The organism is Marinomonas sp., from assembly GCF_965225885.1.
Taxonomy (GTDB): domain Bacteria; phylum Pseudomonadota; class Gammaproteobacteria; order Pseudomonadales; family Marinomonadaceae; genus Marinomonas.
This window is the reverse complement of sequence record NZ_OZ245329.1, coordinates 2,885,611-2,904,672: the sequence shown is the minus strand read 5'-3', so window position 1 is coordinate 2,904,672 and position 19,062 is coordinate 2,885,611. Positions and strand designations below refer to the sequence as shown.

Sequence of the window (19,062 nt, the reverse complement as noted above, 5' to 3'; positions counted from 1 at the left end):
ATACCCATGATCAGGGTAGCTTTAGACGCTATGGGCGGGGACTTAGGTCCCCGCATTGCTTTTGACGGAGCAGTGGAGATTCTTTCTCGCCATAAATACGTCGTTATCACTATTTATTATTCCTCTTATTCCGGTCTGGAACTTCCTGCGCCTCATGAACGTTTATCTCTGATTGCTTGCTCTGATGTTATTGATGGAGATGAAGAGATAGTTTTATCTTTATTTCGTCGTCGAAATAGCACGCTTTACCAGTCTTTAAATGCATTGGCTCAGCAGTCATCAGACGTAGTTGTAACCTTGGGTAATACTGGCGCTATGGTTGCATTGGCGCGCCACATATTAGGTGTGTTACGACCTAAGTTATATCCTGCGTTGATTAGAGAGCTATACTCTAATCCTTTACGCTGTTTGGTAGATCTAGGTGCTAATGTTCATTGTCCGCCGTCAATGTTGGTTGGCTTTGCTGAACTAGGTGCCGCTTATATTGAAGCGCTGAGTGATGAGCCGCCAAGAGTTGGGCTGTTAAATGTTGGTGTTGAAAATTCGAAAGGAAGTGCGGTTATTCGTGAGACAGATCGACTTTTAGCTAATAAGAAGTGGCCCGATTATTTTGGTTACGCAGAAGGAACTGAGTTGTTTGATGGTGATAAAAACGTCATCGTGTGTGATGGTATGGTGGGAAATGCTGTGCTAAAAGCATCGGAAGGGCTGTTGTCTTTTATGATGAGTAAATTTAAAGGGGTGGGCGGTGCATCATCCTTGTTTGAGACTTTTTACCAAACTGAGCGTAGGCACGGTGCTTGTTTAGTTGGCGTGCGTGGCAATTTGGTAAAAGGCCATGGTTGTTCAGACTTGTCTGCTATGATCGGTGCGATTGAGTATGGGATTGATATTGCGCGAGCAGATTTATATTCTGCGATAGAAGCGCGTCTTTGTAGTTAGGCTTTATAGCTAGGAGATTAAATGAGCACAAAATTAGCATTTGTTTTTCCAGGTCAGGGTTCTCAGCAGTTGGGGATGTTGGCAGATTTGGCGGAAAAACACGATATAATTGAGCAAACTTTCGCCGAAGCATCAGCTGTTCTTGGTTATGATTTATGGGATCTAGTGCAAAATGATGCTGAGAGACTTAGTCAAACAGACAAAACACAGCCCGCGTTATTGACTGCTAGTGTAGCTTTGTGGCGTCTTTGGGGGCAGCAAGGTGGCGAAAAGCCAGCTTATGTTGCAGGTCATAGTCTTGGTGAGTATTCTGCTTTAGTATGTGCTGGTGTAATTGCTTTTGCTGACGCGGTAGAGCTTGTGAAGTTGCGTGGTGAATATATGCAGCAAGCGGTTCCTGCGGGGGAAGGTGCAATGGCAGCGATTATCGGACTTGACGATGACAAAGTTGTAGCTGCGTGTGCTGCAGCTGCGGGTGTCGTTAGTGCGGTTAATTTTAATTCGCCAGGCCAAGTGGTTATTGCAGGTCATGTTGATGCTGTTGAAGCGGCAATGGTTAATGCAAAAGAAGCAGGCGCTAAGCGTGCTTTACCGCTACCAGTGAGCGTGCCCTCTCATTGCGAACTGATGCTTCCTGCTGGTGCTAAATTGGCTGAAAAACTTGAGACTATTGCGTTCAATTCACCTTCTTGTATCTTGGTGCAGAACGTTACAGCTCAAGCTGTTTCAGATCCTTTGGTGATTAAGGAAAATTTGGTTTCTCAATTAAGTGAACCAGTATTGTGGACTCAATCAGTTGTGTTGCTTTCTGAATTAGGTGTCACTTCGACAGTGGAATGTGGCCCAGGTAAAGTGTTAAGTGGCCTTAATAAGCGAATTGTCAAAGGTTTGGATACTTTCTCTTTGGGTGATTTGGCTGGATTTGAAGCGGCTTTGTCTGCGTAAATTTATTTAATTAAACAGTCCGAAATACATTTTTTGAAATTGATTGTTGGAGACAAGCATGAGTCTTGAAGGGAAAATCGCTCTAGTTACTGGAGCTACTCGCGGCATTGGTAAAGCAATTGCTGTTGCTTTAGTCGAGCAGGGCGCGACCGTAATTGGTACGGCAACCAGTGAGTCTGGAGCACAAAGTATTACTGAGTATTTGGGTGCAAATGGTAAAGGCTGGGTACTTGATGTTTCGTCAAGTGAATCGGTTGATGCGGTAATTAAAGAAATTACTGCAGAATTTGGTGCGCCAACGGTTCTTGTAAACAATGCCGGCATTACTCGTGATAATTTGATGATGCGAATGAAGGAAGATGAGTGGGATCAAGTGATCAACACTAACTTGACTTCTGTTTTTCGTGTGACAAAAGCTTGCTTACGTGGCATGACTAAAGCAAAATTCGGTCGTGTTATTAGTATTAGTTCTGTTGTTGGCTCAATGGGCAATGGCGGACAAACGAATTACTCTGCAGCAAAAGCTGGGCTAGAAGGTTTTAGTCGTTCTTTGGCAGCAGAGATTGCGTCTCGTGGCATCACAGTAAATTGTGTGGCTCCAGGATTCATTGAAACGGATATGACTAAGGTGTTGCCTGAAGAACATAAGGCCAAATTGGTTGAAAAAGTGCCTTCATCACGTCTTGGTCAACCAGAAGAAATTGCGGCAGCTGTCGCATTTTTAGCGTCAAATGGCGCTGCTTACATTACCGGTGAGACATTGCATGTCAATGGCGGTATGTATATGTCGTAATTTGAGTTGAATTTTATATTTAATTCAACGAAAATACGTCTCCGGTTCATGTCGAGAATCACACCCTTTTTGGTGATCGAATTTTTATAATATGCTCACACTGAGCTGTTAATGAGTAGAGTAGGAACTTCTAATGAGTAGCATTGAAGAACGCGTTAAGAAAATCGTTTGTGAACAACTAGGCGTTAAAGAAGAAGATGTTGTTGCTTCAGCATCTTTTGTTGATGACCTAGGTGCAGATTCCCTAGATACAGTTGAGCTAGTGATGGCTCTTGAAGAGGAATTTGATACTGAAATTCCTGATGAAGAAGCTGAAAAAATCACTACCGTACAAGCAGCGAACGACTATATCAACGCTAACTTGTAAGATATTGGTGAACTGAGTTTTCCGAAAAGCCGCTTGTATTCGTTACAGCGGCTTTTCTTATTAATAGCTCTTAAAGAATTGAGGGCGAATTGCTGGAGAAATCTTATGTCTCGTCGTCGGGTTGTAGTCACAGGAATGGGAATGGTGACACCCCTTGGCAATAATGTGAAAGATACGTGGGATAATATCTTGGAAGGCAAAAGCGGTGTATCGGAGATCACTTCTTTTGACGCTAGCCAGTTTTCCACCCGTTTTGCAGCGCAAGTAAATGGTTTTGATGCGACTCAGTATATGAGCGTCAAAGAAGCTCGCAAAATGGATCTTTTCATTCAATATGGTATCGCCGCAGCAGTGCAAGCTTTGGATGATGCCAATCTTAATGCCGATACAGCAGATTTAACTCGTGTTGGTTGTGCGATAGGTTCAGGAATTGGTGGCTTGCCAATGATTGAAAAAAACCTAGAGCTATTGAATGAGTCAGGCCCAAAACGTATTTCTCCTTTTTTTGTTCCAGGCGCGATTATTAATATGATTTCAGGTCATGTTGCGATTCGTTTTGGTTTCAAAGGTCCTAATATCTCTATTGTTACTGCATGCACGACTGGTACTCATAATATTGGTATGGCTGGACGTATGATTGCCTATGGCGATGCTGATGTCATGATTGCAGGTGGTGCTGAGATGGCTATTACGCCATTAGGTATTGGTGGCTTTGGTGCGGCTAGAGCTTTGTCTACTCGCAATGATGATTATAAAACAGCAAGCCGTCCATGGGATAAAGATCGTGATGGTTTTGTTATGGGTGATGGCGCTGGTATTTTGGTATTAGAAGAATACGAACATGCCGTCGCGCGTGGTGCAAAAATTTACGCAGAGCTTTCTGGTTTTGGTATGAGCGATGATGCATATCACATGACAGCACCACCAGAGACTGGCGAAGGCGCAGCGTCAGCGATGAGAGCGGCTTTAAAAGATGCGCATCTTACGCCTTTAGATATTGATTACATTAATGCTCATGGAACATCGACACCTGCAGGTGATCTGGCAGAGACGCAGGCTGTAAAAGCTCTTATGGGTGAAGATGCATCGGATGTTGCTATGAGTTCGACTAAGTCGATGATTGGGCATTTACTTGGTGCTTCTGGAGCGGTTGAGTCAATATTTTCGATACTTGCTATTCGAGATCAAGTTGCACCGCCGACCATCAACTTAGATGAGCCGGGTGAAGGTTGTGATTTGAATTATGTTCCTGGAACGCCGCAAAAACGCAAAATAGACGTTGTTTTAAATAACTCGTTTGGTTTTGGTGGGACGAATGGAACGCTAGTGTTTAAGAAAATATCTTAAATACTAGGGAAGGTGCGAATAAGTCTACTAAGCCTCAGTCTTTCAGAGAAATCGTCAGATAAGGCACGACTCTGAAGGAATGTAGGTACCTTTCAAAGAGTCGCAACGACATATGGCGTTTTCTCTGAAAGACCCATAGGGCATGGTCTAAAAGCCTGTTATTCTTTGTTGAGCACCTCGAAAATAGAACCACTATTTACATTCGGTACTCGCCTCGAATAACAGGCTTTTATCCACATGCTGAGGCAAGAGGACTTGTTCGCACCTTCCCTAGGTGGGCGGATTATAATCCGCCCACAATAGCTAACTTTATTAATGGATTTGAGTTGGTGTGCCGCGTAATGCACTAATTTCTTTTGATATATCATAGCTTTTATTTTGGCTGTCTAGCTCATATAAATGATCTTCCAGCTGCTGATAAAGAGCAATTTCCTCATCACCTAGAAAGTGCAGGCATTCTCCACCGACAAACCATAATAGCTCTCTCTTTATGAGAGGGACCAGATTTGCGTAGCATCGTATGAAGCGTGATAATACTTCTTGAGCATCAAAAGTATAATCATGGGTGTTTTCCTGAATGTTTTTCATCAGGTCGTCCCACTTTTCTAAGAAGTCTAATTCTTCTTCTGCCAAGTCTGGCTGATCAAAAGGTGCGTGTTCTGTGATGCGCTGACGCAAATCAGCAAAAGCGTCAAGTATGTATTGTGTGCGTGATTCCACGTAAAACCCTATTCAAGTAAGTAACTATTTAGTCGGCTACTGCCGTACGAGAACTTCAATTATGACATATGCAATCGAAATTAGTGACCTTAAAAAGCGCTATGATAGCGGCTTTGAAGCGCTAAAAGGTATCGATTTAAAAGTTGAAAAAGGAGATTTCTTCGCGTTACTCGGCCCAAATGGAGCTGGCAAGTCTACAACAATTGGTATTTTATGCTCGTTGGTGAATAAAACATCGGGCAATGTTTCCATTTTTGGTACCGATATTGATAAGGACTTTGCTAAGGCTAAAAAATATTTAGGTGTTGTGCCTCAAGAATTTAACTTTAATGTTTTTGAGACCGTTTTTAATGTTGTGGTAACTCAGGCTGGTTTTTATGGTATTAGCCGTTCTTTAGCGGAAGAGCGTGCGGAGAAGTACCTAAAACAGCTGGACCTTTGGGACAAAAGAAACGATCAATCCCGAATGTTATCTGGTGGTATGAAGCGCCGTTTGATGATAGCAAGGGCGCTGATCCATGAGCCTGAAGTGCTTATTTTAGATGAGCCAACCGCAGGGGTTGATATTGAACTTCGTCGTTCTATGTGGGAGTTCATTAAAAAACTCAATGAGCAGGGTACGACCATTATTTTAACTACGCATTATCTGGAAGAAGCAGAGCAGCTATGCCGCAATATCGCCATTATTAATGCTGGTGAGATTGTTGAAAACACCAGTGTGAAGGCTTTGTTGAAAACACTTAATCAAGAAACCTTCATTTTGGATTTAGATGCTAGTTTACCTGATAATTGGGATTTGCCTGAGTTTAGTGTGTTGATTAGTAAAGACGCAACTACGATAGAAGTTGAAGTGATTAAAGGACAGTCTATTAATGCCATCTTCAAGGCGCTCGATGCAATCTCAGTCAACGTAGTGAGCATGCGTAATAAGTCTAATCGACTCGAAGAGCTCTTCGTTAAATTAATTAAAGGCTAGATAGATGAAAAATTCGGAAATTTGGGTCGCATTTTATACGATTTTGGTAAGAGAGATTCGTCGATTTACTCGTATTTGGCCGCAAACATTATTACCACCAGCAATCACGATGACATTGTATTTTGCTATTTTCGGCAATCTAATCGGTGATCGAATTGGGGAGATGGGCGGCTTCAGCTATATGCAATACATTGTGCCAGGTTTGATCATGATGTCTGTCATCACAAACTCGTATTCAAATGTGTCTTCGTCGTTCTTTTCTGCGAAGTTTCAGCATAGTGTGCAAGAGTTACTGGTTTCACCTACGCCAAACTGGGTGATTCTAATGGGCTATACGCTTGGCGGTGTGGCACGCGGTTTGTGTGTTGGCTTGATTGTTACTCTGTTGTCGCTGTTTTTTACTCACTTGGCATTAGAAAGTTTATTCCTAACGATTCTTGTGGTGTGTTTGACGGCAATTATGTTTTCTCTAGGCGGTTTTGTTAACGCTATTTATGCGAGAAGTTTTGATGATGTGTCCATCGTCCCGACTTTTATTTTAACGCCGCTCACTTATTTAGGTGGTGTTTTTTATTCTATCGATTTGCTGCCTGATTTCTGGCAATCCGTTTCGCTATTAAATCCAGTTCTTTATATGGTTAATGCGTTTCGTTACGGCATTTTGGGTGTTTCTGATATCAACGTATATTGGGCTCTTGTTATTGTCTGCGTGTTTATTGTGGTGTTGTTTGGATTCGGTCTACGTTTGCTCAATCAGGGCAAAGGTATTAGAAGTTGAGGTAGTGTTATATGGGCTTTTTACCCTTAGGTCAGCAAACAGAGTATGTTTCTGAATACGATGCAGGGTTGCTTTACCCCATTGCAAGAGTCGATAAATGGACTGAAATGGCTATTGAGTCTGAACGTCTGCCGTTTTTTGGTGAAGATGTTTGGAATGCTTATGAGTTGTCATGGTTAAATTTGAAAGGAAAGCCGATTGTTGCTTTGGCTGAATTTCGATTGCCTTGTGATTCGCCAAATATTATTGAATCCAAATCCTTTAAGTTGTATTTGAATTCATTGAATCAAATGCGCTATGACTCAGCTGAAGAAGTCCAAGCCATACTTGAGAAAGATCTTTCGAGTGCTGCTGGAGCAGAGGTAACGGTTATTATTCGCGATGTTGATTCAATGGCATCGTTGGTTGTATTAACGCCTGATTATTGCATTGATGAATTGGATGTTGATGTATCGGAATATCACCCAAATGCTGGTTTGTTAGAGACAGATGAATCAATGGGGGAGGTTGAGGAGCGATTGGTGAGCCATCTTTTAAAATCAAATTGCCCTGTGACCTATCAACCAGATTGGGGGTCGGTTTTTATTGATTATAAAGGCCCTAAGATTCACCACGAAAGCTTGTTGAAGTATGTTATTTCATTCCGTGAGCATACTGACTTTCATGAGCAATGCGTTGAGCGGATTTTTATTGACATTATGCGCCAGTGTAAGCCAGAGAGTTTAACTGTCTATGCTCGCTATGTCAGACGTGGAGGATTGGATATCAACCCATATCGCTCAACCGCGCCACTAGTGTTGGGGAATGATCGTTTAACGCGCCAGTAGTTTTTACTTAGCTTTAAAATAAAAGCCGCATAATTTACAAATTATGCGGCTTTTTAATTTTTCAATCTTTAGCGATATTTACATTACGTTAAGTTGTTTTTTTTTACGGCAGTTATTGTAGGTTTTCCGTCGTAAGTTGTTACGCCTTCTAGTCATTTATCTAGAACTTCTGGATGGGCTTTAATCCAGCTTGCTCTGGTTTTTCACTTGAACCAATTATTTCATTCTCCATCGTTAAACCAAACTCAAGATTACTTAATAATTTAGCCTCATTAGGGCATTTGTTTGCGTAGCCTTTGCGAGTTAGTGTTCTAATCGTCGCGCCACCATAATCAGGACCAAAGTATTTATCACCTCCGGTTAAGTATTTTAAGTCGAAGTTCACGTTCATTGGGTGAGGCTCCCAAGCAAGAAATACAATGAAGTTATCGCGCTTAATGGTTCTTGCCATTAGGGAAGTCGGGATTTGCGGTGTCGGAGATTAGCTTAGGTTGCTGGCAACCCAGTAATGAATTTAAGCCAGTGGAAGATAAAGAAGCGACTGAGTATATTCGCTGTGGTATTTGAATTTATGTCGCTAAATGAAAAAATGGCGCGAAAATTATCGCGCCATTTTTGTCCTGTTTACTTCAAGATTTGCTCAGCGTGGGCTTTGGTTTTGACCTTACTTATAATGTCTGAAATAACGCCGTTTTCATCAATGATAAAGGTCGTTCTTACCGTGCCCATTGATTCCCGACCCATGAATTTCTTCAGTTGCCAAGTACCATATAGCTCATGAACTTCTTTCTCTGTGTCTGCGATCAATGGAAAGGGCAAGTCATATTTAGCAATAAAGTTTTGGTGTTTCTTCTCGGTATCAGTACTAATCCCAAGAACAATGAAACCTTGATCTAGTAGCGTTTGGTAGTTGTCTCGCAAGTCGCAAGCTTGGGCAGTGCATCCAGGAGTGGAGTCCCTAGGATAAAAATACAAGACGACTTTTTTACCTTTGAATTGGCTAAGTGTAATGGTGTCGCCATTCTGATCTTTGGCGCTAAAGTCTGGTGCAATTTGTCCGATTTCGATTGTCATAAGGTTACTCTACTGTTCAACGAAATATTGAAAGAAAAATAGTTTGTCTGCAATTAGCATTAGCTTAACAAGTATTAGCTTAACAAGTATTAGCTTAACAAGACATAAGTGAAAAATCCCCCCGAATGGCGTTTCTTGTTAATTTACTCCGGCTTTACGTCTGTCAATTATTGTTAAACCTGAGTCTGGACGGTACTATAGGCGCGCTTATAATTTTATCGGAGACTCGAAATGATCACAGGTAGTTTAGTTGCGCTTATTACACCTATGTCACCAGATGGCGCTGTAGATACTAAAAAATTAGATGATCTAATAGAGTTTCATATTAACGAGGGTACTCACGGCATCGTTGCCGTAGGAACCACCGGTGAATCTTCCACTTTGACGCCAGTAGAACATGCCAATGTCATTCGTCAGGTTGTTAGTACGGTTAATGGTCGTGTTCCTGTTATCGCTGGCACGGGTGCCAATGCAACTCATGAAGCCATTGATCTAACTCGGAGCGCGAAAGAGGCTGGTGCAGATGCTTGTCTACTTGTTACGCCTTATTACAATAAACCAACTCAAGAAGGTTTGTATCAGCATTTCAAAGCGATAGCCGATGCCGTCGATATCCCTCAAATTCTATACAACGTGCCGGGTAGAACCGCATGCGATATGCAAAATGACACCGTTGTGCGTCTTTCTTCTATTAAGAACATTGTCGGTATAAAAGACGCTACAGGTAATCTTGAACGTGGTGAAGCGCTGATTAAAGCCTTGCCTGAGGGATTTGCCGTTTACTCTGGTGACGATCCAACGGCGGTTGCTTTGATGCTTTTGGGTGGTAAAGGTAATATTTCTGTTACTGCAAATGTTGCTCCAAAAGCGGTTGCTCAAGCAGCTGAGTTTGCGATAGCGGGCCACGCAGATCAGGCTCACTCCATAGATACAACCATTTCTTCACTGCATAAGAATTTATTTTTAGAATCTAATCCTATCCCTGTAAAATGGGCATGTAGCCAACTAGGGCTATGTGAAGAAGGGATTCGATTGCCACTAACCCCTCTTTCTGAGCAGTATCATTCGGCTGTTCGACAAGCCATGATAGAAGCTGGAGTTTTATTAGTATGAATAAGCCTACCTTGAAGTTAGTGGGCGCAAGCTCGTTAACTCTTATGTTATCTGGTTGCAGTATGTTTTTTACCGACCACTCAGGTGATTATCAAAAAGAGGAACCTGTCACTTCTACATTAGAAATGCCTGCAGGTTCTGCTCCTTCAACTGATGTTTTGGTTATTCCAAATGAAAAGGCAATTGCTAATTTAGAAGGAACAACAACTTACACAACAGCAAGAGCACCGTTTGTATATTATCCAATGGTTACCATTGGCATTGAAGAACAAGGCGATGCGATTGAGTTCACTGTTCCTGCAAATATGACGCAATCAAAACGTATTGTGACTGATTTCCTTACTGCGCTTCATGGAGCAGGGACGTCGATTGCATCACAGACTGACGATCAAATAATCAGTGTGCCATTTGATTTTCATCCACAAGGGTGGTGGGCATCATTATGGAGTAGCATTACACGGATGCACCCAGTAGAAACTGCCTTTTCTTTCCAATTCGATGAGAAAGAACAAGGAAAAACCTTAGTTTCAATTCAATTTAGAGATGAGCAACAGGATGTTGAGCTAGGTAATTGGATGAGCCCTGCCCAAAATGATGACGCTTACTCTGTTGCTGTGCGTTTATGGGGAACAATGGGGCGTCAATTAAATCAGTCATCTGCTTATCTTTCTAACCGAGGTGATACTGCGTCTTTCCCTATCTGGGTAGATCATCACGGTCTTTTCGCAATTCATCTAGGTGAAGATGTTTCGTCTGCCGATATTGAAGCGAAATTAAGCGCTGCAGGTATTTACTTAATACCTGGCAAAAATCAAATGTTAGCGCCTGTTCCACCGGAAGATGTTGCACGCGTTGGTGATATTGTTGATTTTAACATCCCATTTACGGATGGCGAAACCTTAAAGTCAATCAAATCAGTACGAAAAAATTTAGACGATGTTAGTTGGGAAGAACGCGAATACCCTTACAAAATTAGTCATCAAAAGGCAGGTGACTTTTTAGTTATTGATGTTTCCTCTGTGGATTCACCTGAAGTGGTTTCGTTTCATTTAGCCCAGCGCTTTGTAAATTAAATAAGATTAACCCCTCATAAAAGAAAACTGGAGACCCTCCAATGGAAAAACGACAAGAGCTGTATGCAGGTAAGGCAAAATCTGTATTCCGTACAGATGACCCTGACAAAATGGTTCTAGTGTTCCGAGACGATACTTCTGCATTTGATGGCAAAAGGATTGAGCAGCTTGATCGTAAAGGTATGGTGAACAATAAGTTCAACGCTTTCATCATGACAAAACTACAGGAAGCTGGTATTCCTACTCATTTTGAAAAGCTTTTGAGCGATACAGAATCGCTTGTTAAATGCCTAGATATGATTCCTGTTGAGTGTGTCGTTCGAAATGTTGCTGCTGGTAGCCTTTGTCGTCGTCTAGGTGTAGAAGAGGGTATTACTCTTACACCTCCAACGTTCGAATTATTTTTAAAGAACGATACGTTAGGTGATCCAATGATCAACGAATCGCATGTTGAATCATTTGGTTGGGCGAAAACAGCTGACTTGGCTAAGGCAAAAGAACTTACATTCAAGGTGAATGATGTATTAAAAGCGATTTTTGCAGAAGGGGGCATGATTCTAGTTGATTACAAATTGGAATTTGGCCTATATAAAGGCGAGGTTTTATTAGGTGATGAGTTTTCTCCTGATGGCTGCCGTTTATGGGATGCCAAAACCAAAGAGAAATTAGATAAAGATCGTTTCCGCCAAGGCTTGGGTGGCGTGATCGAAGCTTACGAAGATGTAGGTCGTCGTATAGGTATCGATTTCGACGCATAAGCGGATTGGTAACTTAGTCCATAAATAGAGGAGCTTTGCTCCTCTATTTTTACCACGCAAGCTTGTCATACAAGGACATACATTGATTAACTTCCTCCCCTTTGCTATCGGTTTGCGTTATGCCCGAGCAAAACGCTCCAATCACTTCATTTCCTTTATTAGCTTTTCTTCTATTGCCGGTCTTGCTCTTGGTGTGATGGTTCTTATTACCGTGCTGTCTGTAATGAATGGCTTTGATCGGGAATTACGTCAACGGATTTTAGGTATGGTTCCTCATGCAACTTTGTGGGGAGATCCAGTGCTCAATGATTGGCGTGATACTGCAAAGCTTGTTGCTAAAATGCCTGATGTTGTTGGCGTTGCTCCACATATCCAAGCGCAAGTTATGTTTCAATCTGGTGAAAGTGTTCATGGCGCTATTTTAAATGGCATCAATCCAGACATGGAGAAAAAGGTCTCAATCATTGGCGACAATATAGCGTCTGGTTCTTTAGAGGCTCTCAATGACACTAGTTTTGGTATCGTTTTAGGGGCTCAGTTAGCCAAGATGTTAAGAGTCGATATCGGCGATAAAGTAACGGCGATATTGCCAAAAGCGAATGTGTCTATTGCAGGAGTCTCACCTGTTCTCAAACGATTTACTGTAGTGGGAACTTTTGAAGTCGGAGCCGAACTCGACAGCAGTCTTGCTTACATCAATATCAAAGATGCCGCTAAGTTAAAGCGTTACAAAGCTGATGACGTGGAAGCACTGCGAATTTCATTCGATAACTTATTTGTCGCGCCGTCACGTATTTGGGATATCGCTCGTGCAGTGCCGGGGCAAAATAGAGTGAGTGATTGGACTCGTACTCACGGTAGTCTTTTCCAAGCGATAAAAATGGAAAAAACCATGATTGGCTTGTTGTTACTGCTAATCGTTGCTGTCGCTGCTTTTAATATTGTTTCTACCTTAGTGATGGTGGTGACAGATAAGCGAAATGACATCGCAATTCTGAGAACAATGGGTTTAACGTCAAGTCAGGTTATGTGGATCTTTGTTGTACAAGGTATGTTTATTGGCATGCTCGGAACACTTATTGGTGTAGTACTCGGTGTCACTTTGGCGCTCAATGTGAGTGAGATTATTGCCGCTTTGCAGACGCTATTAAATGTCCAGTTTTTAAGTGCAGACGTTTACTTCATCAACTATTTGCCTTCAGAACTTCAGTGGTCTGATGTGAAGTTAATTGTTATATCTGCCTTTGTTATGACTGTGGCCGCTACTATTTACCCAGCCTGGCGCGCTTCGAAAGTAGAGCCAGCGGAGGCGTTACGTTATGAGTAAAAGTGTCGTTTTAGAATGTCGTGAACTGTCTAAGCAATATCAAGACGGTAAGCAAGTCATTGAGGTTTTTCAATCTATTGATCTGACGCTAAATAAAGGAGAGGCTTGCGCTATTGTTGGCTCATCGGGCTCGGGTAAAACAACATTACTGAATCTTTTGGCTGGTCTGGATTTAGCTACAACCGGTGATGTGAGTTTGGCAGGTGTTTCTTGGTCGAGCATGAAGGATTCGAAGCGAGCTAAGATGCGCAACAAAGAAATGGGCTTTGTGTACCAGTTTCATCATTTGTTGCCTGAGTTTACTGCGTTAGAAAATGTATTGATGCCCATGTGGATTGCAGGCTTGGGTAAAAAAGAAGCCAAACAGCGTGGCGAAGAGCTTTTGGCTCAAGTTGGTCTGAAGGATCGTTTGAATCATAAGCCTTCGCAATTATCTGGTGGAGAGCGTCAGCGTGTAGCTATTGCTCGTGCGTTGGCTAATCGACCTGCTTGTGTATTGATGGATGAGCCAACCGGTAATCTAGATGAAACGACATCTCTAGAAATTCAGTATCTGATTAACACGCTTAAAACCACTTATGATATGGCGTTTCTTGTCGTTACTCATGACGAGAAGATGTTGAACTGGATGGATTCCGCTTATCGCTTATCTCAAGGTGCTTTGCACCCGTTAAAACAGGCGAATATTTAGTTAATAGAAAAAACTCGATTACAAAAAAACCAAGACTCATTTGAGTCTTGGTTTTTTTGTTTGTACAGTAATGGGTTATTTGCTATTTCTTAGCTTGCGTTCTTTCCAGCGTTTTATAACATGTAGACGCCACAAAATAGTGATAGTTGCATAACTAATTGCACCCACGATTAGGCCAGATACAATGGATCCAGTATAAAGTGGCAACCAAATATGTTCCATTTTATCCCAAATCCATTCGACTGAAAGTTGGAAATCTTTCTCATCCTGATAACCGAGAATTAACATGCCCACTTTGTAGTTGAAGTAAAATACAAAGGGCATAGTAAGGGGGTTGGTTATCCATACAAGCGCAATAGATAGAGGGATATTTGCCCGCAATGGGATTGCGAATAGCGCCGATGCAAGCATTTGAAAGGGCATTGGTATAAATGCCCAAAATAAGCCATTAAAGAAAGCTCTGGCAACCGATCTACGATTTAGGTGCCATAAATTAGCTTCGTAAATCTGAGAACCTAAAAGACCTAAAGCTTTGCTTTGTCTTAACTTTTCTGGATTTGGTATGAATTTTTTAAGATAATTCTTCGGCATAGTCAGGTAAAAAATAATTTAGCAATCTAAGACAAGGAGGTCTTATGTTACTAAGTAGTTTGTCCATATTGATGGGCGCCATACTGGTGCCGAGCGATTATTTGTGGGTGTATTCTACTCATATCATTCTTGTGTGTCTCTACTTAATATGGTCAAAGCGTTTAATAGTTTTGTTTTTGACATTTCTCTCCTTTATTTCAGTCATCTCTAGCGAGTTTCTACCGACATCCTCTTTACCATTACAGATAGATAATGTGGTTTATGTTGATTTTATTAAACGGAATGTTGTTCTAGAGCAAGGTCAGCTCTCAAATGATTGGATTTTTGCCGAAACGCAACCCGTCAGTATTGTGTATTTTTCGGAAGCAGGGCAAAGACAAACTCAAGATAACTTCTCACTCTATGTGACTAGCACGGCTTCAATTCACGAAGCCCAATCGACTTCATCGTTCCGAGGCGAAGTAGCCCGTATTCTGCTACCAGATAAAAACGGGCCTTGGTGGCAAAAACAGCTCTATGTAAAAAAGCAAGCAGCTCAGCTCACTATTCAATTCTCAGACCAGGACCTTACTCACATAGACTTGATTCAATTTTCTTTGCGTGATCAGCTACTTTTTAAACTTGATGCCATGTTTGGGGAGTTTAATTCGTGGCGCTTTTCCAAAGCATTATTGCTAGGACAAGATGATTTATGGAATGAACGAGATACGTGGATAATTCGTTCACTAGGATTAGCTCACCTTTTTGTCGTTTCCGGCCTGCATACCGGTTTTATGTTCGCAATTGGATGTTTGATAAGCCGGGTTGTTTGGCGATTGTTACCGAACAACGTCATGCTTTCAGGTCTCACTCGTTGGCATTGCGATGCCATCGTTGTGATGCCCTTGTTACTGGCTTATTCCTATGTGACAAACTGGGGTGAGCCTGTTGTAAGAGCATCTATTATGCTCAGTGTTTATTTATTTAGTCGTATGTTGGCGCTGAAAATCTCACCTTACGGCATTATTACTTTTGCTTTGTGGCTGGTGCTTTTGCTGAATCCTAGATCTGTCCTCAGTCCTGGGCTGTGGTTGTCTTTTAGTATGGTGTATTTGTTAATTGGCTACTGTCAAACATCAACCAAACTGTCACGATTGGTTACGGTGCAACTCATGCTCAGCACAGCCTCAATGGTATTAATACTCGGCTGGCAGGAGGCCATTTCGAGCGCCTCTATTGTAATGAATATTCTGTTGATCCCATTCGCGGCCTTTTTATGGTTCCCATGGGCAATGATTTCTAGCTTGGAGGCATTTGTGATGGGATCGACATATAGCTACGAATTATTAGATAGCCTTCTTTATTATGTGATGACTTCAATCGAATGGATCGTTTTTGAATTGCCTTTGTTATTTTTTGAGCAATTTGTATCGAGTGTTCCGCGATTAATAATGTTGTTATTGATTGGGTTCTGGGTCTATCAGAGTCCATTAAAACGAGGCATCGTCAGTGCGCTTAGTATTTGGTGTATTTTATTTTCTTCCATGTTTTTTAATGATCCAAATGCAGACATAACACTGACCAATAAAGAAAATAAATTGATTCTGTCTAATCGAAATGAAATTTTGTTAGCCGATTCTTGGGCTGGCACTGATTTATCACGATTAATGATCGGTTCTTATTTGAAAGCGAATAGCCGTAACGCTTACATTTTATCACCCAGCGCGATAAAAGACCTGTCTCCACAAATGCTTCTAGATCATGGTATTGAGTGGGTAATGCTAAAAAAAGAGGCACCAGAACAAACTCTGAAAATGCTGAATGCACTCAATGTAGATTGGCTTGTGATTTCAATAGACGAATCGTTGGGTTTTCATTTTCAAAACAACCGCATTTCATTGCGTCACTCTTCCTGTATATATTCATTTTTTCTCTTAAAATCTGACACTTGCAAACGTGTAGAAAAGTTAGAGAGTGTGTTAAATTACCTGCAAACTTAAATTGGAGAGCGAAGTGTTAGCCTTTATTCAAACTGGTGGTTTTTTCATGTGGCCGTTAATGGCGTGTTCCATCCTTACGCTGGCTATTATTATTGAGCGTTTTTGGACGCTTCGCAGAGCAGGTGTTGCGCCAAAGGGACTTTTATCTGATGTGATGGCAAGATTACGTGATGACAGAATGACCATTGAGTATATTCGCTCAATGCAGGCTAAAACGGGTCTAGCGTCTATTTTTGCTGCAGGACTGTTAAATTCAAAGCATGGTCGCGGCGCCATGAAAGAAAGTATTCAAGAAGCGGCGAGCCATGTCATTCATGAATTAGAACGCTTTATGAATACCCTTGGTACGATTGCTGCAATTTCACCATTGCTCGGCTTGCTGGGCACTGTTGTTGGTATGATTAAAGTCTTCTCAGTGTTGATGGAAAGTGGCGCAGGTAATACGGCTTTATTGGCTGGCGGGATTTCTGAAGCCTTACTAACAACGGCTGCGGGTTTGGGGGTTGCTATTCCGGCGTTAATTTTTCACCGTTTTTTTAGCCGTAGAATCGACGAACTAGTTGTCACCATGGAACAACAATCTACAAAGTTAATTGATTCATTACATGGTGATCGAGACAAGCTAGGAGTCGCACAGTGAAATTTCGTCGTCAGAAAATAGATGACGTTCAAATCAATATAACGCCTCTGATTGACGTCGTCTTTTTATTGCTTATTTTCTTTATGGTCAGTACGACATTCAATCAGAGCACCGAATTAACTATTGATTTGCCAACCGCCACGTCAAACGCGCCAAGTTCAGATCGTTCTAAGAACGTAGAATTGGTGATTACTGCAGATGGCCAATATGTCATTAATGGTCAGACGCTTATTAATGAGAAAGTTGGTACCTTGATTCAGGGTTTAAAGGAAGTGAGCGAAGGGGATTACACTCGACCACTCATTATTACCGCAGACGCAAAAGCCTCTTATGACATGGTGCTAAGAGTCTACGATGCGGCCGCAAGTCTAGGTATTACAAAACTGGCTCACACTGCACAGAAAGAGCCCGCCCAGTGAGTGTAGAGTCATTCTTTACACGTTCTTGGTATGGTCGTTGTGGTTGGACGAATATATTTTTCCCGCTTCAACCTCTGATAAAAAATATGGTTCTGAATAAAAGAGCCAAGTTTTTAGCTCATCCTGAGTTGTCATACAAAGCATCAGTTCCTGTGATTGTTGTCGGTAATATTAGCGTTGGTGGCACTGGAAAATCGCCAATGGTTGTCGCTCTTTGTAGGCTTTTAGCTGAAAATGGCTATCGCCCTGGTATCGTGTCTCGCGGACATGGTGCAAAAATTGAAAGGCCGACTCGTGTTTATCCCGATAGCCTGTCAAAAGACGTAGGCGATGAACCTGTGATGCTGGCGCGGCGGGCTGCTTGTCCTATGGTGGTTTTTCCGAAAAGGGATGAAGCAGTAAAGTTTCTGCTCAGTACAACAGACGTTAATATCGTAGTGAGTGATGATGGCATGCAACATTATCAACTCAATAGAGACATTGAAATTGCGATGCTGGATGCAACACGCTGCGTCGGGAACGGACATTTGCTTCCCATCGGTCCTTTGCGAGAACCTGTTGAGCGCCTCGCTGAAGTCGATTTTATAGTTAGCGTTGCTGAGAATATGACCAAGTCCCTAGAAACTTTAAAACTACCAATTACACTAGCACCATTAGTGCCCACTAAATTAGTGTCACTGGATGGAACCAAGAGTCTAGATTGTCATGAGGCATTTGCAGGTAATTCAAACTGGCATATTATGGCAGGAATCGGTAATCCTGAGCGTTTTATGGCAACGCTAGAGCGTTTAGGATTACAAAAGAAAAACATCACTCATCAATGGTTTACCGATCATCATTCATTTGAAGCAAACGACGTGCCTTCAAATGGCGCAGTAGTGATGACAGAGAAAGATGCAGTAAAATGCCAATCTCTTGATTTATCGAATTCAAATGTTTGGTATTTACCCGTATCTTTGGATTTACCAACAAGCTTTCAGCAAGCTTTTTTAGCAAAACTTAACCTTATTAAAATGGATCATTCCCATGAATAAAACTTTACTTGATATCCTTGTTTGTCCTGTTACTAAAGCTTCTCTTACTTTGAGTAAAGACGGAACCGAATTGATTAGCAAAGTAGGTGGAATGGCGTATCCCGTTCGTGACGGCATTCCTGTTTTATTGGAAACAGAAGCACGCACGTTAACTGCCGATGAGCGTTTAGATTCTGGTTCGGCAAAATGAGATCTTATAAAGTGCTTACGGTGTGCTTGGGCAATATTTGTCGATCACCAGCAGCTCAAGGGATTTTAGAAAGTATTGCCTGTAAACATGGTGTATTTTTAGAGCTTGATTCCGCGGGAACGGCGGCTTATCACATCGGTAATCCACCGGATTCACGATCCATTAATGCGCTTCATCAGGTTGGCATCGACATCAGTCATCAACAAGCTCGCCAAGTCACTAAAGCCGACTTTAATGAATTTGATTGGATTCTTGCGATGGACAGAGAGAATCTGTCTAACCTTAAGAAAATTCAACCTAAAAATAGCAAAGCGACATTAGTTATGTTTGGTGAGTTTTATGACCATGCTGCGTTTGGAGAAGTAGTGGATCCTTATTATGGCGGCGACGAAGGCTTTACTGAGATGAGAAAGCACCTTACAAATATCTCCGACGCATTTGTGCACCATCTTAATTCCCATCAAGAAGATTAAATCAG

At 41.8% G+C, this 19,062-nt stretch carries 23 protein-coding genes; 19 read left to right on the top strand and 4 right to left on the bottom strand.

What is annotated here, in order from left to right:
• Nucleotides 1–6 precede the first annotated feature (6 nt).
• The 5 genes from ACO05V_RS13870 to fabF all read left to right on the top strand — a co-directional run bounded on the left by ACO05V_RS13870 (nucleotide 7) and on the right by fabF (nucleotide 4,394).
• Entirely contained in the window at nucleotides 7–942 is a 936-nt protein-coding gene (locus ACO05V_RS13870) for a fatty acid synthesis protein (protein WP_421852473.1), read from the top strand.
• Between the two features lie 21 nt (nucleotides 943–963).
• On the top strand, nucleotides 964–1,887 hold the full coding sequence (gene fabD, locus ACO05V_RS13865) for an ACP S-malonyltransferase (RefSeq protein ID WP_421852470.1): 924 nt from the start codon (nucleotides 964–966) through the stop codon (nucleotides 1,885–1,887).
• A 58-nt stretch (nucleotides 1,888–1,945) separates the two neighbouring features.
• Nucleotides 1,946–2,680 carry a 3-oxoacyl-ACP reductase FabG gene (gene fabG / locus ACO05V_RS13860; protein ID WP_212918783.1) on the top strand — a complete coding sequence of 245 codons (735 nt, stop codon included), beginning with the start codon at nucleotides 1,946–1,948 and terminating at the stop codon, nucleotides 2,678–2,680.
• A 133-nt stretch (nucleotides 2,681–2,813) separates the two neighbouring features.
• The gene (acpP, locus tag ACO05V_RS13855; RefSeq protein WP_012069834.1) at nucleotides 2,814–3,047 is read left to right on the top strand and encodes an acyl carrier protein; all 234 of its coding nucleotides are present in this window, start codon (nucleotides 2,814–2,816) and stop codon (nucleotides 3,045–3,047) included.
• Between the two features lie 105 nt (nucleotides 3,048–3,152).
• Nucleotides 3,153–4,394 (top strand): beta-ketoacyl-ACP synthase II, encoded by a 1,242-nt coding sequence (gene fabF / locus ACO05V_RS13850; protein ID WP_421852465.1) that lies wholly within the window; start codon nucleotides 3,153–3,155, stop codon nucleotides 4,392–4,394.
• 312 nt (nucleotides 4,395–4,706) lie between these two features.
• Here the strand turns inward: fabF and ACO05V_RS13845 are convergent, their stop codons facing one another.
• On the bottom strand, nucleotides 4,707–5,114 hold the full coding sequence (locus ACO05V_RS13845; protein ID WP_421852462.1) for a PA2817 family protein: 408 nt from the start codon (nucleotides 5,112–5,114) through the stop codon (nucleotides 4,707–4,709).
• A gap of 61 nt (nucleotides 5,115–5,175) precedes the next feature.
• Between ACO05V_RS13845 and ACO05V_RS13840 the strand changes: the two genes are divergently transcribed.
• Genes ACO05V_RS13840 through queF form a run of 3 tightly spaced genes read left to right on the top strand, consistent with a single transcriptional unit; the run spans nucleotide 5,176 to nucleotide 7,695 of the window.
• Nucleotides 5,176–6,090: an ABC transporter ATP-binding protein gene (locus ACO05V_RS13840; RefSeq protein WP_421852459.1), complete on the top strand. Its 915-nt coding sequence runs from the start codon at nucleotides 5,176–5,178 to the stop codon at nucleotides 6,088–6,090.
• A gap of 4 nt (nucleotides 6,091–6,094) precedes the next feature.
• Nucleotides 6,095–6,868 (top strand): ABC transporter permease, encoded by a 774-nt coding sequence (locus tag ACO05V_RS13835; protein WP_421852455.1) that lies wholly within the window; start codon nucleotides 6,095–6,097, stop codon nucleotides 6,866–6,868.
• An 11-nt stretch (nucleotides 6,869–6,879) separates the two neighbouring features.
• Nucleotides 6,880–7,695, top strand: a complete 816-nt coding sequence (queF, locus tag ACO05V_RS13830) for an NADPH-dependent 7-cyano-7-deazaguanine reductase QueF (RefSeq protein ID WP_421852452.1) — start codon at nucleotides 6,880–6,882, stop codon at nucleotides 7,693–7,695.
• 160 nt (nucleotides 7,696–7,855) lie between these two features.
• Here the strand turns inward: queF and ACO05V_RS13825 are convergent, their stop codons facing one another.
• Together ACO05V_RS13825 and bcp are read right to left on the bottom strand one after the other, a co-directional pair.
• Nucleotides 7,856–8,146, bottom strand: a complete 291-nt coding sequence (locus ACO05V_RS13825) for a glycine betaine ABC transporter substrate-binding protein (protein ID WP_421852448.1) — start codon at nucleotides 8,144–8,146, stop codon at nucleotides 7,856–7,858.
• A 173-nt stretch (nucleotides 8,147–8,319) separates the two neighbouring features.
• Nucleotides 8,320–8,769: a thioredoxin-dependent thiol peroxidase gene (bcp, locus tag ACO05V_RS13820; RefSeq protein WP_421852445.1), complete on the bottom strand. Its 450-nt coding sequence runs from the start codon at nucleotides 8,767–8,769 to the stop codon at nucleotides 8,320–8,322.
• Nucleotides 8,770–9,000: 231 nt separating this feature from the next.
• Between bcp and dapA the strand changes: the two genes are divergently transcribed.
• The 5 genes from dapA to ACO05V_RS13795 all read left to right on the top strand — a co-directional run bounded on the left by dapA (nucleotide 9,001) and on the right by ACO05V_RS13795 (nucleotide 13,731).
• Nucleotides 9,001–9,882, top strand: a complete 882-nt coding sequence (gene dapA, locus ACO05V_RS13815; RefSeq protein WP_421852443.1) for a 4-hydroxy-tetrahydrodipicolinate synthase — start codon at nucleotides 9,001–9,003, stop codon at nucleotides 9,880–9,882.
• Complete coding sequence (locus tag ACO05V_RS13810) at nucleotides 9,879–10,955, top strand: hypothetical protein (RefSeq protein ID WP_421852439.1); 1,077 nt, start codon at nucleotides 9,879–9,881, stop codon at nucleotides 10,953–10,955. The genes dapA and ACO05V_RS13810 overlap by 4 nt, the downstream gene beginning before the upstream one ends.
• 41 nt (nucleotides 10,956–10,996) lie before the next feature.
• Nucleotides 10,997–11,713, top strand: coding sequence for a phosphoribosylaminoimidazolesuccinocarboxamide synthase (purC, locus tag ACO05V_RS13805; protein WP_421852436.1), 717 nt, complete (start codon nucleotides 10,997–10,999; stop codon nucleotides 11,711–11,713).
• Between the two features lie 82 nt (nucleotides 11,714–11,795).
• The gene (locus ACO05V_RS13800; RefSeq protein WP_421852433.1) at nucleotides 11,796–13,040 is read left to right on the top strand and encodes a lipoprotein-releasing ABC transporter permease subunit; all 1,245 of its coding nucleotides are present in this window, start codon (nucleotides 11,796–11,798) and stop codon (nucleotides 13,038–13,040) included.
• Nucleotides 13,033–13,731, top strand: coding sequence for an ABC transporter ATP-binding protein (locus ACO05V_RS13795; RefSeq protein WP_421852430.1), 699 nt, complete (start codon nucleotides 13,033–13,035; stop codon nucleotides 13,729–13,731). Before ACO05V_RS13800 ends, ACO05V_RS13795 begins: the two co-directional genes overlap by 8 nt.
• A 75-nt stretch (nucleotides 13,732–13,806) precedes the next feature.
• Here ACO05V_RS13795 and ACO05V_RS13790 read toward each other — a convergent pair whose 3' ends face one another.
• On the bottom strand, nucleotides 13,807–14,322 hold the full coding sequence (locus tag ACO05V_RS13790) for a DUF2062 domain-containing protein (RefSeq protein WP_421852427.1): 516 nt from the start codon (nucleotides 14,320–14,322) through the stop codon (nucleotides 13,807–13,809).
• A gap of 44 nt (nucleotides 14,323–14,366) precedes the next feature.
• Here ACO05V_RS13790 and ACO05V_RS13785 point away from each other — a divergent pair, with 44 nt between their 5' ends.
• Genes ACO05V_RS13785 through ACO05V_RS13760 form a run of 6 tightly spaced genes read left to right on the top strand, consistent with a single transcriptional unit; the run spans nucleotide 14,367 to nucleotide 19,057 of the window.
• Complete coding sequence (locus ACO05V_RS13785; RefSeq protein ID WP_421852424.1) at nucleotides 14,367–16,301, top strand: ComEC/Rec2 family competence protein; 1,935 nt, start codon at nucleotides 14,367–14,369, stop codon at nucleotides 16,299–16,301.
• Nucleotides 16,302–16,314: 13 nt separating this feature from the next.
• Nucleotides 16,315–16,941 carry a MotA/TolQ/ExbB proton channel family protein gene (locus tag ACO05V_RS13780; protein ID WP_421852421.1) on the top strand — a complete coding sequence of 209 codons (627 nt, stop codon included), beginning with the start codon at nucleotides 16,315–16,317 and terminating at the stop codon, nucleotides 16,939–16,941.
• The gene (locus ACO05V_RS13775) at nucleotides 16,938–17,360 is read left to right on the top strand and encodes an ExbD/TolR family protein (RefSeq protein ID WP_421852418.1); all 423 of its coding nucleotides are present in this window, start codon (nucleotides 16,938–16,940) and stop codon (nucleotides 17,358–17,360) included. The genes ACO05V_RS13780 and ACO05V_RS13775 overlap by 4 nt, the downstream gene beginning before the upstream one ends.
• The gene (gene lpxK, locus ACO05V_RS13770) at nucleotides 17,357–18,394 is read left to right on the top strand and encodes a tetraacyldisaccharide 4'-kinase (protein WP_421852415.1); all 1,038 of its coding nucleotides are present in this window, start codon (nucleotides 17,357–17,359) and stop codon (nucleotides 18,392–18,394) included. Before ACO05V_RS13775 ends, lpxK begins: the two co-directional genes overlap by 4 nt.
• The gene (locus tag ACO05V_RS13765; protein WP_012069854.1) at nucleotides 18,387–18,584 is read left to right on the top strand and encodes a Trm112 family protein; all 198 of its coding nucleotides are present in this window, start codon (nucleotides 18,387–18,389) and stop codon (nucleotides 18,582–18,584) included. Before lpxK ends, ACO05V_RS13765 begins: the two co-directional genes overlap by 8 nt.
• Nucleotides 18,581–19,057, top strand: a complete 477-nt coding sequence (locus ACO05V_RS13760) for a low molecular weight protein-tyrosine-phosphatase (RefSeq protein WP_421852412.1) — start codon at nucleotides 18,581–18,583, stop codon at nucleotides 19,055–19,057. The genes ACO05V_RS13765 and ACO05V_RS13760 overlap by 4 nt, the downstream gene beginning before the upstream one ends.
• The last annotated feature ends 5 nt before the right edge of the window (nucleotides 19,058–19,062 follow it).